12 protein-coding genes and 2 tRNA genes are annotated in these 12,396 nt (G+C 59.1%); 2 read left to right on the top strand and 12 right to left on the bottom strand.

Features of this window, described 5'->3' with window-relative positions; translation table 11 throughout:
- The 6 genes from Q0248_RS03460 to Q0248_RS03435 all read right to left on the bottom strand — a co-directional run.
- A partial coding sequence (locus Q0248_RS03460) for a 30S ribosomal protein S10 (RefSeq protein WP_299319772.1) occupies nucleotides 1-166 on the bottom strand: 166 nt, incomplete at its 3' end.
- Nucleotides 167-187: 21 nt separating this feature from the next.
- Nucleotides 188-2,311, bottom strand: coding sequence for an elongation factor G (gene fusA / locus Q0248_RS03455; RefSeq protein ID WP_299319769.1), 2,124 nt, complete (start codon nucleotides 2,309-2,311; stop codon nucleotides 188-190).
- Nucleotides 2,312-2,326: 15 nt separating this feature from the next.
- Nucleotides 2,327-2,803: a 30S ribosomal protein S7 gene (gene rpsG / locus Q0248_RS03450; RefSeq protein WP_299319767.1), complete on the bottom strand. Its 477-nt coding sequence runs from the start codon at nucleotides 2,801-2,803 to the stop codon at nucleotides 2,327-2,329.
- A 223-nt stretch (nucleotides 2,804-3,026) separates the two neighbouring features.
- Nucleotides 3,027-3,431, bottom strand: coding sequence for a 30S ribosomal protein S12 (rpsL, locus tag Q0248_RS03445; RefSeq protein WP_211788490.1), 405 nt, complete (start codon nucleotides 3,429-3,431; stop codon nucleotides 3,027-3,029).
- A gap of 339 nt (nucleotides 3,432-3,770) precedes the next feature.
- On the bottom strand, nucleotides 3,771-4,439 hold the full coding sequence (locus Q0248_RS03440; protein ID WP_299319764.1) for a hypothetical protein: 669 nt from the start codon (nucleotides 4,437-4,439) through the stop codon (nucleotides 3,771-3,773).
- A 92-nt stretch (nucleotides 4,440-4,531) separates the two neighbouring features.
- Nucleotides 4,532-5,260, bottom strand: a complete 729-nt coding sequence (locus Q0248_RS03435) for a hypothetical protein (protein ID WP_299319761.1) — start codon at nucleotides 5,258-5,260, stop codon at nucleotides 4,532-4,534.
- Nucleotides 5,261-6,329: 1,069 nt separating this feature from the next.
- On the opposite strand from Q0248_RS03435, the gene Q0248_RS03430 reads away from it, so the two are divergent.
- Both Q0248_RS03430 and Q0248_RS03425 read left to right on the top strand, forming a co-directional pair.
- Complete coding sequence (locus tag Q0248_RS03430; protein WP_299319760.1) at nucleotides 6,330-6,962, top strand: hypothetical protein; 633 nt, start codon at nucleotides 6,330-6,332, stop codon at nucleotides 6,960-6,962.
- Between the two features lie 89 nt (nucleotides 6,963-7,051).
- Entirely contained in the window at nucleotides 7,052-8,134 is a 1,083-nt protein-coding gene (locus tag Q0248_RS03425) for an acyltransferase (RefSeq protein ID WP_299319757.1), read from the top strand.
- 209 nt (nucleotides 8,135-8,343) lie between these two features.
- On the opposite strand, the gene Q0248_RS03420 is transcribed toward Q0248_RS03425, so the two are convergent.
- The 6 genes from Q0248_RS03420 to Q0248_RS03395 all read right to left on the bottom strand — a co-directional run.
- Nucleotides 8,344-9,651, bottom strand: a complete 1,308-nt coding sequence (locus tag Q0248_RS03420) for a cobyrinate a,c-diamide synthase (protein ID WP_299319771.1) — start codon at nucleotides 9,649-9,651, stop codon at nucleotides 8,344-8,346.
- Nucleotides 9,652-9,737: 86 nt separating this feature from the next.
- Nucleotides 9,738-10,568, bottom strand: a complete 831-nt coding sequence (gene ispE, locus Q0248_RS03415) for a 4-(cytidine 5'-diphospho)-2-C-methyl-D-erythritol kinase (RefSeq protein ID WP_299319755.1) — start codon at nucleotides 10,566-10,568, stop codon at nucleotides 9,738-9,740.
- Between the two features lie 86 nt (nucleotides 10,569-10,654).
- Nucleotides 10,655-10,738: transfer RNA gene (locus tag Q0248_RS03410), tRNA-Leu, on the bottom strand.
- A 48-nt stretch (nucleotides 10,739-10,786) separates the two neighbouring features.
- Nucleotides 10,787-10,869, bottom strand: a tRNA-Leu gene (locus Q0248_RS03405).
- 769 nt (nucleotides 10,870-11,638) lie between these two features.
- On the bottom strand, nucleotides 11,639-12,082 hold the full coding sequence (locus Q0248_RS03400; RefSeq protein WP_299319752.1) for a DUF5606 domain-containing protein: 444 nt from the start codon (nucleotides 12,080-12,082) through the stop codon (nucleotides 11,639-11,641).
- Between the two features lie 50 nt (nucleotides 12,083-12,132).
- Nucleotides 12,133-12,396: dephospho-CoA kinase (locus Q0248_RS03395; protein WP_299319749.1), on the bottom strand; the 264-nt coding region annotated here is incomplete at its 5' end.

Below are 12,396 nucleotides of genomic sequence, written 5' to 3'. Positions count from 1 at the left end.
CGAAGGTCGAGCGGTTCACCGTGAAGATACGCTTGTGCGTAGGCAGGGGAATTGGTCCGCTGACCACAGCGCCGGTAGCCTTGACGGTCTTGACGATCTTCTCTGCCGACTTGTCGAGCAGCGTATGATCGTACGACTTCAACTTGATTCTAATCTTTTGGCTCATATCTCTAGTTGGTAATACTATTTACTTGATGAGATCTACACGACCGCCGACTTCCTCGAGGACCTGACGCGCGATGGATGCAGATACGGGTTCGTAGTGCGAGAAGGTCATCGACGAGGTAGCGCGACCAGAGGTGATCGTACGCAGGCTCGTGACGTAGCCGAACATCTCAGCCAGGGGTACCGAAGCCTTCACCAGACGAGCGCCAGATGGCGTGCTGTCCATACCCTCGACCTGACCGCGACGCTTGTTGAGGTCACCGATCACGTCACCCATGCTTTCCTCAGGCGTATCGACCTCGAGATGCATGATAGGCTCGAGGAGGACGGGGCCTGCCTGTGCCGATGCGTTCTTGAAGGCCTGGATAGCGCAGATCTCGAAGGAGAGCTGATCCGAGTCAACGGGGTGGAACGAACCATCGAGCAGCGTGACCTTCAGCTTATCCAGAGCATAGCCTGCCAGGACACCGTTGGTCATAGCCTTCTGGAAGCCCTTCTGTACCGAGGGGATGAATTCCTTAGGCACATTACCGCCCTTCACTTCGTCGACGAACTGCAGATCGCCTTCGAAGCCTTCGTCGGCGGGCTCTACGCGTACGATGATGTCAGCGAACTTACCACGACCCCCAGTCTGCTTCTTGTAGACTTCGCGGAGCTCGACGGGCTTGGTGATCGCTTCCTTGTACGATACCTGGGGCTTACCCTGGTTAGCCTCTACCTTGAATTCACGCTTCAGACGGTCGATGATGATCTCCAGGTGGAGCTCACCCATACCGCTGATGACGGTCTGGCCGGTCTCTTCGTTGGTCTGCACACGGAAGGTGGGATCTTCTTCGGCCAGCTTAGCCAGACCGACACTCATCTTATCCATATCCTTCTGCGTCTTAGGCTCGACGGCGATACCGATCACGGGCTCGGGGAAGTCCATCGACTCGAGGACGATAGGGTGGTCCTCGTCGCAGAGTGTGTCACCCGTACGGATGTCCTTGAAGCCGACACCTGCACCGATGTCACCGCAGCCGATGACCTCCATGGGGTTCTGCTTGTTGGAGTGCATCTGGAAGAGACGCGAGATACGCTCCTTCTTCTCAGAGCGCGTGTTGTAGACGTAAGAGCCTGCGGGCAGCTCACCAGCGTAGACGCGGAAGAAGCAGAGGCGACCTACGTAGGGGTCGGTAGCGATCTTGAAGGCAAGAGCCGTCAGAGGCGAGCTGGGGTCGACCTTGCGGACGATCTCCTTCTCGGGATCGCGGGGATCCGTACCGATGACCTCGGGCGTATCCATAGGGCTGGGCAGGTAAGCAGCGACTGCGTCGAGCAGCGTCTGTACCCCCTTATTCTTGAAGGACGAACCGCAGAGCATGGGGTTGATCTTCATCGCGAGCGTACCCTTGCGCAGAGCAGCACGGATCTCATCTTCGGTGATCGTGGAGGGATCCTCGAAGTACTTCTCCATCAGGACATCGTCGCAGTCAGCCAGAGCCTCGAGCATCTTATCGCGCCACTCCTCAGCCTCAGCCTGGAGCTCAGCAGGGATGTCGACTACGTCATAGTGCGAACCCATGGTCTCATCGTCCCAGACCAGAGCCTTCATCGTCACGAGGTCAACGACCCCGCGGAAGGTCTCTTCCTGACCGACAGGGATCTGGATGGGGCAAGGCGTAGCGCCCAGGATGGTCTTGATCTGGCGGACAACCTCGAAGAAGTTGGCACCCGAGCGGTCCATCTTGTTCACGTAGCAGATACGGGGTACGCGGTACTTGTCTGCCTGGCGCCATACCGTCTCACTCTGAGGCTGTACACCACCGACAGCGCAGAAGGTGGCGATCGCACCGTCGAGGATACGGAGCGAGCGCTCTACCTCGACCGTGAAGTCCACGTGCCCTGGGGTGTCGATCAGGTTGATCTTGTACTTCGTATTGTCGTAGTTCCAGAAGGTCGTCGTAGCAGCAGAGGTGATCGTGATACCACGCTCCTGCTCCTGCTCCATCCAGTCCATCGTAGCGCCACCATCGTGTACTTCACCGATCTTGTGCGTCAGACCGGTGTAGAAGAGGATACGCTCGGACGTGGTTGTCTTCCCGGCATCGATGTGGGCCATGATGCCGATATTTCTCGTAAGTTCTAGGTGTTTGTGGTCAGCCATTGTCTTTTGCCTTTCTTAGAATCTGAAGTGAGCAAATGCACGGTTGGCTTCGGCCATACGGTGCATATCTTCCTTACGCTTGAAGGCAGCACCCTGGCTATTGAACGCATCCACGATCTCTGCTGCAAGCTTGTCTGCCATGGTCTTACCACCACGCTTGCGAGCAAAGAGGATGAGGTTCTTCATGGAGATAGATTCCTTACGCTCGGCGCGAATTTCCGTTGGCACCTGGAAGGTAGCACCACCGATACGGCGGCTCTTGACTTCTACCTGAGGAGTGATGTTATCGAGGGCAGCCTTCCAGATATCCAGGCTGGTCTTTTCCTCCTGCTGGATCTTCTTGCCGACAATCTCGAGGGCGGTGTAGAAGATATCGAAGGCGATATTCTTCTTACCGTCGTACATCAGGTGATTTACGAACTTCGTCACCTTTACGTCACCAAATACGGGATCAGGTAGTACCTGTCTCTTTTTGGGCTTAGCTTTTCTCATTGCTTGTTTTAATTGCGTTTCTGTCGATTGGTTGTGCTTGGATCGTCTTCACCGCCCCCGCTGGAGCAGTTACTCAACCTTGCTAGCCTATCCAACGAACTCAAGAAACTTGGTTCTATTGTTACTGAGCTATGCCCTCTCCTGGAGGGCGTCCCGCAGCCTAGCGCTAGCGGCCTCTCGGCCTAGAGAGAGGCGGCGGGTGGGGCGAGGAGTGGTCGGGCGACTACTTCTTACCCTTAGCTGGAGCAGCCTGACCTGGCTTAGGACGCTTAGCTCCGTACTTAGAGCGGCGCTGCAGGCGACCGTTGACCCCAGCCGTATCGAGGGCACCACGCACGATGTGGTAGCGTACCCCTGGAAGGTCCTTCACACGTCCACCACGTACGAGGACGATGCTGTGCTCCTGGAGGTTGTGACCTTCACCTGGGATGTAGGCGTTCACTTCCTTACCATTCGTCAGGCGCACACGTGCCACCTTACGCATTGCGGAGTTAGGCTTCTTAGGGGTCGTCGTGTACACACGCACACAGACGCCTCGGCGCTGGGGGCAGGAGTCCAGAGCAGGGCTCTTACCCTTCTCCACGAGCGACTCACGTCCCTTTCTTACCAATTGTTGAATAGTTGGCATTTCGTTTCTACTTATATTTGAACAACTTATCTATCTAACTGGGCGCATAGCTCTGGGTACTCCATACGCTATACGGCATACAAAGATACGTAAAATCAGCGAATAAACAATAGGGGCTCAAGTCCTTAGCGTGCAGAAGCGCCCCCTTAGCTGCCGCAGCGCTGCAGCTCCCCTCGGGGCGCCGCTCCCCTCCGTCTCCCCCGACGCCACTCCTTATATATATATAGGTAGCAATAGCCCCCTCAGCGCGCCGTGTGCTGAGGGGGCTAAATTATGCCCGTCGAGCAGGCAGCCTAGCTCGGGACGGCTCAGCGGAGGGCCTACTACAGCACCTAGACTCTACAAGCTCAAGTAAGGCCCTAGGGGAAGCGCCTCCGAGAGGAAGCCGTAGCGCAGCAGCTGACGATACAGCTCCTTGTCGCGAGCGATCTCCTCCTGAGTAATCGTCCCAGGATAGAGGTCGCGGGCGAAGAGATTTCGCCGCCTATAAGCGATCTTGTCCCAGGTGTGCAGGCGCGCACCGATTTGATAATCTGTATATAGATAGTAGAATAGGACCGCATAGTTCACCCGATGGCGTAGCATCCGTCCGCGGTAGTCACGCGTCACGACATAGAGCGTCTCGTCGAAGTAGGCAGCACACGCCTCCACCTTATCCATGACTTGGACGAAGGCGGCCACTGGCGTATAGCGCCGAGGCGGCGTGAAGAGTGTATCAATGCGGTCGACATAGAGGAGCAGCATAGCCTCAGGATAATCCCAACCCGTGTCGTAGACGAAGAGCGGCAACTCGAGCGAGTCCTGCAGCCCCTGCCACACGGGGCGCAGCGAGAGCCAGCCCCTATTGGTCGGAGCCGCCTTGTGCCGCCGCTCCTTGAGCGGCCTTTCGTAATAGGCCTTGATCCGCGGGGCAAAGTCCCGCATCCGCTCCATCCGCGGCGAGCGCTGATAGTCAAAGAGCAGGTAGGTCGTGTCCGCAGGAGCGGCAGCCTCCGCCGAGGCCTTCATCCCGAAGCCCCCCCCCCCAGAGCGCGACCAGAAGAAAAGCGAGATAACGTGAATAGCTCATAAGGCGAGGAAGACAAAGCACAGGAAACAGCCTAGAAGGTAAAGTAAGGCCCCAGGGGCAGCTGCTCCGAGAGGAAGCCGTAGCGCAGCAGCTGGCGATAGAGCTCCTTGTCGCGGGCGATCTCCTCCCTAGAAATACTCCTAGGGAAGAGCACTCGAACGAAGATGTTCTTCCGCTCATAGTCCAGCTCATCCCAGGTATGAAGCATGACGCAGATATCATGCCCTCGATATACATAGGCGCGCAGGAGCACATAGTTCACCCGATGGCGCAGCATTCGCCCGCGATAGTCACGCGTCACGACGTAGAGCGTCTTGTCGAAGTAGGAAGCACGCCCCGACACCTTCGTCATAGCCTCGGCGAAGATAGCCATTGGTGTATAGCGCTGAGGCGGCGTGAAGAGCGTATCGATGCGGTCGACGTAGAGGAGCAGCATCTCTTTGAGCTCAACGCAACCCGTATCGTAAACGAAGAGCGGCAGCTCGAGCGAGTCCTGTGGTCCCTTCCACACGGGGCGCAGCGAGAGCCAGCCTTTATTTTTCGGACGATTCTTGAACCCTAGCTCCTCGTAGGGACGAGCAAGGTAAGCCTTGAAGCGCGGGGCAAATTCCCGCATCCGCTCCATCCGCGGCGAGCGCTGATAGTCAAAGAGCAGGTAGGTCGTATCCGAGGGTGCGGCGACCTCCGCCGAGGCCTTCGCCCCGAAGCAGAGCCCCGAGAGCAACACCAAGAGATAAGGGAGATAGCGTGAATAGCTCATACGACAAAGACCTAGGCACAGCTCCTCGGAGCGTGCTCGGAGGCATGCGGCAGGGGCAGCAGTGAGCGCTCAGCGCTCCCCCAGCCCTACGAGCGCCGAGCCCTGCCCCGACGCCCAGCCATCGGGCTGCTGTCCCAAGCGGAGCACAAGCTGCAGACGGCACAGCCTCGAGGGCTAGCCCGAGACAAAGTTAATCATTAACTACACAGATAGATACGCACTGAATAAAGCAAGTTTTTAAGGAAGGGGAAGTGCCCCTACAGAGGCGCTCTGAGGCTACTTCGGAGCGAGCTCGAGCCCCAGCCGTAGCCCGCAGCCCGAGCGCTCGAAGCTAAGCCCGCCCGCGCTGAGGGATATCCGTCGGCGGTCTGAGGGGCATCAGTCACACGGCTGAGGGACGGCAGTCAGCACGCTGAGGGATATCCATCAGATCGCCCTCCCGCTAGGCGGAGGCTGCTGCGGGCTCGCCCCGAGGAGCACCAGGGCACTGCGCGCAGGAGCGGGCGACCTAGCGGCAGAGGAGCGCCAGGCGCGGAAGGGCGCCAGCACCAGCCCAGCGGGGGAGGATATGCCGAGGGCTCGCGACACAGCACAAGATCAAGGCCAAACGCTGAGCCCAAGTATCTTAGAGCGGATCTACGAGCCGCATATCCGCCCGAGTCCAGCCTGCGGGGGACGAGGTATCAAAATATCTGTATATTTGCCGCCGAAGAAAAGCGAACCCTGCTCCTAGCTCTAGCTAAGGACATTAGGCAGCACCTGCTGCCCTCGGCTCTACATTGCGGTGAAACCTGAGAAATTTCCAAGCAAGCAATTCGGGAGCGGAGGGTAAGGATAGGTGCATAGGCGTATGCGTGGGCGCTATTCTTTATCCAGTACGAATTGCGGGCATTCTCAGGGCCTCACCGAGTATGTGTTGAGATAGCGTCCACGCTATCTTTCGTAATTCATGGGATAGGATAGGTTCTGCCGCCCAATGACTTGACACCGGCTCCCCCCTTAGACCTCAAGGGGCGGGGCTGGTGCATGTCGCGCCCTGGCTCAGGCCTTCCCCCGACGACATCAGACTATGCTCCAGGTTCTCTGCCAGAGGTATCCCCTCCTGGTACATCTAGGCTATAGCCTCCTCTTGCTCCTCTCCGCCACGGCTTGTCAGCCTGAGGCTGAGGGCAGCTACACCAGCCGAGCGCGCGCCGAGACCGCAGGCCAGCACGAGGCCGCGGACCCCATCCGACTACTCTCCGAGCTCTCGGAGGCCTTCGCCGAGGATAGCGTCCCACTGGCACGCATCCTAGGCGCTAGCCCCGCTAGTCTCTCGCGCCTGATGAGCCGCGAGAGTAGCCCGACACCCGAGTTCCGACAGCAGCTCTACTCCACCTACTGCCTCTACCGCCAGTCTGGGAGCGATGCGCTGAGACTCCGACAGCGTCTCGACCCCGAATACAAGTGGTACGAGTACGTCCTGCACTACCCGCTACTCTATCCGCTACATCCCCTGCTGCTGGTGCTGGTGCTGCTCCTCCTCTACAGGCTCCACCGACATCCGCTGATACTGATCCTACCCCTCTTCACCCTCTTCTTCCTCTGGATCGTGGCCCTCATCTATACGAGCCTCACACCCTGCAGAGATACGCATGATCACTATCGCCAGCTGCTCGACCCCAAGGTCGAGCTCCCACTAGAGGCTCGCCGCCCGAGCTAGCTGCCGCGAGACGGGCATATGCCCTCAGACGAAAAGCCTTACCTTTGAGGGGGCGAAGGGCACTCCTTCGCCCCTTCCTTATATTCGCTATGCAGTCCGCACCCCCATCCCCCGAGTTCTCTCGCCTGGTGAGCGCCCTACGCTTCCCCCTGATCCTCCTGGTCGTCTCGGCGCATCTGCTGCCGACGCAGCTACGGCGCCCGCAGGCGGAGGAGCACTATATCTACTCCTATCTGGTCGAGCTGGTGAGCCACGTGCTGGCACGCGTGGCCGTGCCACTCTTCTTCTTCATCTCGGGCTACTTCTCCTTCTGGGGCAAGGACTGGCGCCGTCGTGAGGTCTTCCTCCCCGCCTGGCGCAAGCGCCTCCGTAGCGTCCTACAGCCCTTCCTCCTGTGGAATGTGCTGGCCTTCGTCCTGCTCAGTGCCTACAGCTACGTGACTACCGCCCTCGGCGGCACCCCCTCGGCGCACCACGACCCGAGCTGGACGCAGCTCCCGCACTACTTCACCGACAGGGTACTGGACTACCCGCTGTGGTTCATGCGCGACCTCATCTGCCTGACGCTGCTCTCGCCCCTCATCTATTACCTACTAGGCCTCAGCCGCGGCTGGATCCTGCTGCCGCTGGCACTGCTCTTCGTCCTCGACCGCGAGATGAGCGTGGCGATGCTGGGCTCACGCGCCCTCTTCTTCTTCCCCCTAGGCGGCTGGATGGCCATGCAGCAGCTCGACCCGATCAAGGCCCTTCAGCCACTACGCCGCCCGCTGCTGGTGCTGGCGCTAGTCCTGGGGCTGGCCACACCCTTCTGCTCCTACGGCGCTGCCTATCCCTACTACCGCTATGTACTCAATGGCTACATCCTCACGGGCTGCCTCTCGGTACTGGCCTGGGGGCAGCAGCTGCTGACGCTCCCTCCGCAGCTCCTCAAGCGCTCGGCCGCCCTCAGCAGCTACGTGATGTACATCTACGCGGCACACACCCTGCTGCTGCTCGACCTCGGGCGCTGGCTCGCCTACCTCTGGGCGCCGCTCCGCCCCAGTGGCGCGCTTCCCCTGCTGGGCTATCTGCTGGCCTGGGGCCTGACGGTAGGGCTCTGCTTCCTGACCTTCGCCCTCTTCAAGCGCTTAGCGCCCCGCCTGCTTCGCCTACTCTACGGCGCCCGCCTCTAGCCCCCTCGGCGAACTAAGGCCTTGCCCGCCGAGCCCTCCACGCCCTAGCGGCGCACACCGGCTTAGGCAAGCCGCCGCCCCATTCGCCGCCCCTTCGCAACTTACGCCCAAGCAGCTCACACAAAGCACGAAGCCCTGCGGGACGACACTCGGTCGTCGCGCAGGGCTTCGTCTTTCCTTATACTTGGGCAGCCGTAGAGGCCGCCGTGCTAGTGGGCGAACTGGTCGAAAAGCTGCAGCGGATCACGCTCCGCCCAGTACCAGTGCGTATAGCCAGCGAGCACGCCGCCCACACGGTACAGCAGCGTCGGTGCCGCCTCACCGCGCGCCGTACGCTGTCCCGCGAGGGTCTCGAGGCCTTCGGAGGCCTCCACGATGCTGGAGTAGTGGAACTCATGCCCGCGCCACAGCTCCGTCCCCACCGTGAGCTCACGGTAGCCGAGCCTGAGGCGCATGCCCTCCATCGTAGCCTCCATATCGAGCACGCCACACATACGCCAGGCGCGCCCCTCCTCATCGCGGATCGCACGGCAGAGGTACATCATCCCCCCGCACTCAGCCAGCACACGGCCGCCCTCAGCGACGTGGGCTGCTATCGTGCTGCGGCTCGTCGAGGCGGCCTCCAGCTCCTCGAGGTAGAACTCTGGGTATCCCCCAGGCAGGTACAGCAGGTCGCAGGGAGGCAGCGGCTCATCGGCCAGTGGGGAGAAGAAGCTCACCGTCCCCAGCTCCGCCAGGCGGTGTATGTTCTCCTCGTAGATGAAGTTGAAGGCTTCGTCCCGAGCTACCACCACACGCAGCGAGCCCTCGGGGGCAGGACGGGCAGGAGGCGGGGTAGGGCAAGGGCGCGTGCAGAGCTCCAGCAGGCCATCGAGGTCTACGTGCTGCTCCAGCAGGTCGGCCACATGCTCGGGCAGCTCATCCAGCTCGGCCAGCTCCTCCAGCGAGAGACCGAGGTGACGCGAGGGCACCTCCAGCAGCTTCGTCTTGGGGATATAGCCCAGCGGACGTACGCCAGCGTCCTCAGCCGCCTCACGCAGGAAGCGGTAGTGGTTCTCCGAGGCGACGCGGTTGAAGACCACACCGACGACCTCTGCCTCGGGGCGGAAGTTCTTGAAGCCGTAGAGGATGGCGCCCACCGAATAGGCCGAGGAGCGCGCATCGATGAGCAGCACCACGGGCGCCCCGACCGTCGCGGCGACCTCGTAGGACGAGCCCTGCATGCGCACGTAGCCGTCGTAGAGCCCCATCACGCCCTCCAGCACCGCCACCTCGGCCTCGGCCGTGCGGCGCGCATAGACCTGGCGCACGTGCTCGGGGCTCATCATATAGAGGTCTAGATTGGTCGAGGGCTGGCCGCTGGCCAGCTCATGGAACTTCGGGTCGATATAGTCAGGCCCGCACTTGAAGCTAGCTACCTGCAGTCCGCGGCGGCGCAGCGCGCGCAGCAGACCGAGCGTGAAGGTCGTCTTGCCACTGCCAGAGCTGGCGGCCGCGACAAGGAGCTGGGGGATCATCTTATTCATAGGAAAGGGATAGGATACTTGGGTAAGAGGTGTAAGGCTGTGCTGTCAGGACGCACCTGCTAGCGCAGTGCCTGCGGCTAGAGCCGCGTCTGCCAGTGGAAGCACGCGGGCCAGGGGCTGAGGTCAAGCTGCAGCGGCTGCGCGGAGAGGGCGTAGAGCGCAGCGCCCGAGCCCGTCAGGAGGGCGAAGTCCGCCCCTGCCGCGTAGAGCGCCGCCTTGAGGGCAGCTAGCTCGGGTTGTCGGGGGAAGAGGCTCGGCTCGAAGTCATTGACCAGCCGCTCACGCCACTCCTCGAGCGGCGAGGCCAGCACCTCCTCGATGCTGTAGCCCTTAGGCGCTATCGGCAGCAGCCCGCGGAAGGCCTCTGCCGTCGAGATATGCAGCTGCGGCTTGACGACCGTCAGCCAGCGCCCCTCGAGCTGCGGCAGCTCCAGCGGACTAAGGACTTCGCCTATCCCACGCGCTACAGCGGGTCGGTTGGCTATGAAGACGGGGCAGTCTGCCCCGAGCGTCAGCGCGATCCGCTCCAGCTCGGCATCCGTCAGCGAGAGATCCGCCAGCGTGCGCAGCGCTGTCAGCGTGAAGCTCGCATCGGCCGATCCGCCGCCCATACCCGCACCCGAAGGGATCTGCTTCTCCAGGCGAAGAGACACCGCAGGGATAGGCGCCAGCTCACGCAGCGCTCGGACGGCACGCAGCACAAGGTTATCCTCCACGGCGCCGAGGTCTGCCCCTACCGCACCCTCGAGACGGAGCTGATCCGCTCCCGACTCAGGCTGCAGCTCTAGCTCCAGCGTATCGACTAGGGGGATGGGGAGGAACGCGGTCTCCAGTAGATGGTAGCCGTCGGCGCGGCGCCCCGTGACGAAGAGCCCGAGGTTTAGCTTGGCATTGGGGTAAACGATCATTGCTGCGAAGATTCTTACGAGCGTATATAAAAGCAGAGCGCGAGACCAGCTAAGTATCCTTAGTCCGTCTCGCGCTCTTCGTCTTGTACGCGGGATGAGATTTGAACTCACACGCCGTAACCGGCACTACCCCCTCAAAGTAGCGTGTCTACCAATTTCACCACCCGCGTATCTATGTTTGCTCTCGGAGAAGCGACGCTCTGTTTCGCTCAGAGGTGTGCCCGGGACAGGAATCGAACCTGCACGTCTTTTGAACACTCGCACCTGAAACGAGCGCGTCTACCAATTCCGCCACCCGGGCGCTTTCCGTTTGCACTGCAAAGATAGTGCAAATCTTGTTTCCCTCCAAATCCTCCCAGCAACAAGCTCCGCAGCAGCCCCGTCGCCCCCCACTGCCGCCACCTCGCGCCCCTCATTCCCAGCCCTCTAGCCACACCTATCCCACACAATAGCCGCTACACCACGCCCCAGCCAAAGCTGCAGGACAAGCCCGATCAAGGCCCAGCCCAAGCCCTCCCCAAGAGCGGCTACCAAGAGCTCGAGCGCGACGCCTTCCTTCCCTCCTGCGAACTAAGGCCTATCCCTCACTGCCCTGACTGGTATCCCTCGCGCCCCTCACTGACACCCCTCAGAGCGCTGACTGATATCTCTCAGTTACTAGACTGATATCCTTCAGCTACCCGACTGCTATTCCTCGACCCGCTGACTGGCCTTGCCCACAGCGCTATCCCATACTCTTTCCAAGCGAACCAACTAGCTCCACCTACGCTTCCCCACCGCACCGCAGCTCCTTCTTTATCCTCCCACAGCTTGCTTGCGGACGCTCCCCCACAGCTCTGTGGATTTGCTTTTTCTGGACATTTCATATAAATGGAATCATACAATATGACCTTTTATAATTGGCTTCTTTCTCTTAGCATGATGTTGTGTCGAATGTAACGTAAAAAAGATTGTTGTTTTGATTATTTAACAGCTAAGGGACAATGGCGAGACTTACGATAAATCCCCGCAGATGTCAAACATTTACGGGGATAATCGTGTATGTTTCAGAAAGAAGACCGTGCGACTGATTATTCTTCGTTTGCGCGTTCTTCGATGCTTTCGCCTTGCGTCGGTGCCAAGGTATCCTTAAAATCAGTAATGCCGGCCTTTATCAGCAAATCATACCATTGAAGTAGTTTCTTGATATCGCTGTCATGCACCCGATCTTGGTCGAAATTGGGCAGTACTTTTGCGAAATAGGTGCGAAGTTCTTTCGAACCGGATTTCTTATAATTGATGGCAGTCTTCTTATAGCTTTCAATCTTTCCTACGTTGTCAAGTACTTTCCACAAAGGAATGTCGTCTGCATCAGTGTACATGGCAATATCTGCCAGACTTGTCACGCGGTCGGAAGCAAAGGTTGGAATACGTTTGTGACTTTCATCGAGTGATTCAACAATGAGATTCATTTTTCCGCGGGAAACCAACTTGTAAAGTCCCGGTTTGCCTGCAATCGATAGTATTGTTTCCATTATTTATTTATAATTTTGATGGTTTCTTATATGTTGAGGACAGGAATTAATCAATGGAGGCACGACAATAGTTTGTCTATTTGCGTCTCAAGATTTGCTTTCCCATCATTTATAATGACGAAATCGGTATGTTTCTCTATTTCACCCTGCGACATCTGGCTTTCTATCCACTGCCTTGCGTGTTCCTCCGTTATGAAATCGCGCTCCATGATGCGTTTTATTCTTATTTCTAAGGGAGCCGACACACAGATTGTGCGGTCGAAAGTAACTCTTTGGTAGAAACCGCTATCGAAAAGAATAGCACTTTCGAGCCA

The sequence above is a fragment of the uncultured Porphyromonas sp. genome (genome assembly GCF_938046015.1).
In the GTDB taxonomy this organism is placed as follows: Bacteria; Bacteroidota; Bacteroidia; order Bacteroidales; family Porphyromonadaceae; genus Porphyromonas.
Note: the sequence above shows the minus strand (reverse complement) of the source record. Positions and strands in the feature narration are given on the sequence as shown.

Excerpts from the sequence above, each read along its gene's own strand:
- fusA (WP_299319769.1), bottom strand. The coding sequence starts at position 2,311 with ATGGCTGACCACAAACACCTAGAACTTACGAGAAATATCGGCATCATG.
- rpsG (WP_299319767.1), bottom strand. The coding sequence starts at position 2,803 with ATGAGAAAAGCTAAGCCCAAAAAGAGACAGGTACTACCTGATCCCGTA.
- rpsL (WP_211788490.1), bottom strand. The coding sequence starts at position 3,431 with ATGCCAACTATTCAACAATTGGTAAGAAAGGGACGTGAGTCGCTCGTG.
- Q0248_RS03440 (WP_299319764.1), bottom strand. The coding sequence starts at position 4,439 with ATGAAGGCCTCGGCGGAGGCTGCCGCTCCTGCGGACACGACCTACCTG.
- Q0248_RS03435 (WP_299319761.1), bottom strand. The coding sequence starts at position 5,260 with ATGAGCTATTCACGCTATCTCCCTTATCTCTTGGTGTTGCTCTCGGGG.
- Q0248_RS03430 (WP_299319760.1), top strand. The coding sequence starts at position 6,330 with ATGCTCCAGGTTCTCTGCCAGAGGTATCCCCTCCTGGTACATCTAGGC.
- Q0248_RS03425 (WP_299319757.1), top strand. The coding sequence starts at position 7,052 with ATGCAGTCCGCACCCCCATCCCCCGAGTTCTCTCGCCTGGTGAGCGCC.
- Q0248_RS03420 (WP_299319771.1), bottom strand. The coding sequence starts at position 9,651 with ATGATCCCCCAGCTCCTTGTCGCGGCCGCCAGCTCTGGCAGTGGCAAG.
- ispE (WP_299319755.1), bottom strand. The coding sequence starts at position 10,568 with ATGATCGTTTACCCCAATGCCAAGCTAAACCTCGGGCTCTTCGTCACG.
- Q0248_RS03400 (WP_299319752.1), bottom strand. The coding sequence starts at position 12,082 with ATGGAAACAATACTATCGATTGCAGGCAAACCGGGACTTTACAAGTTG.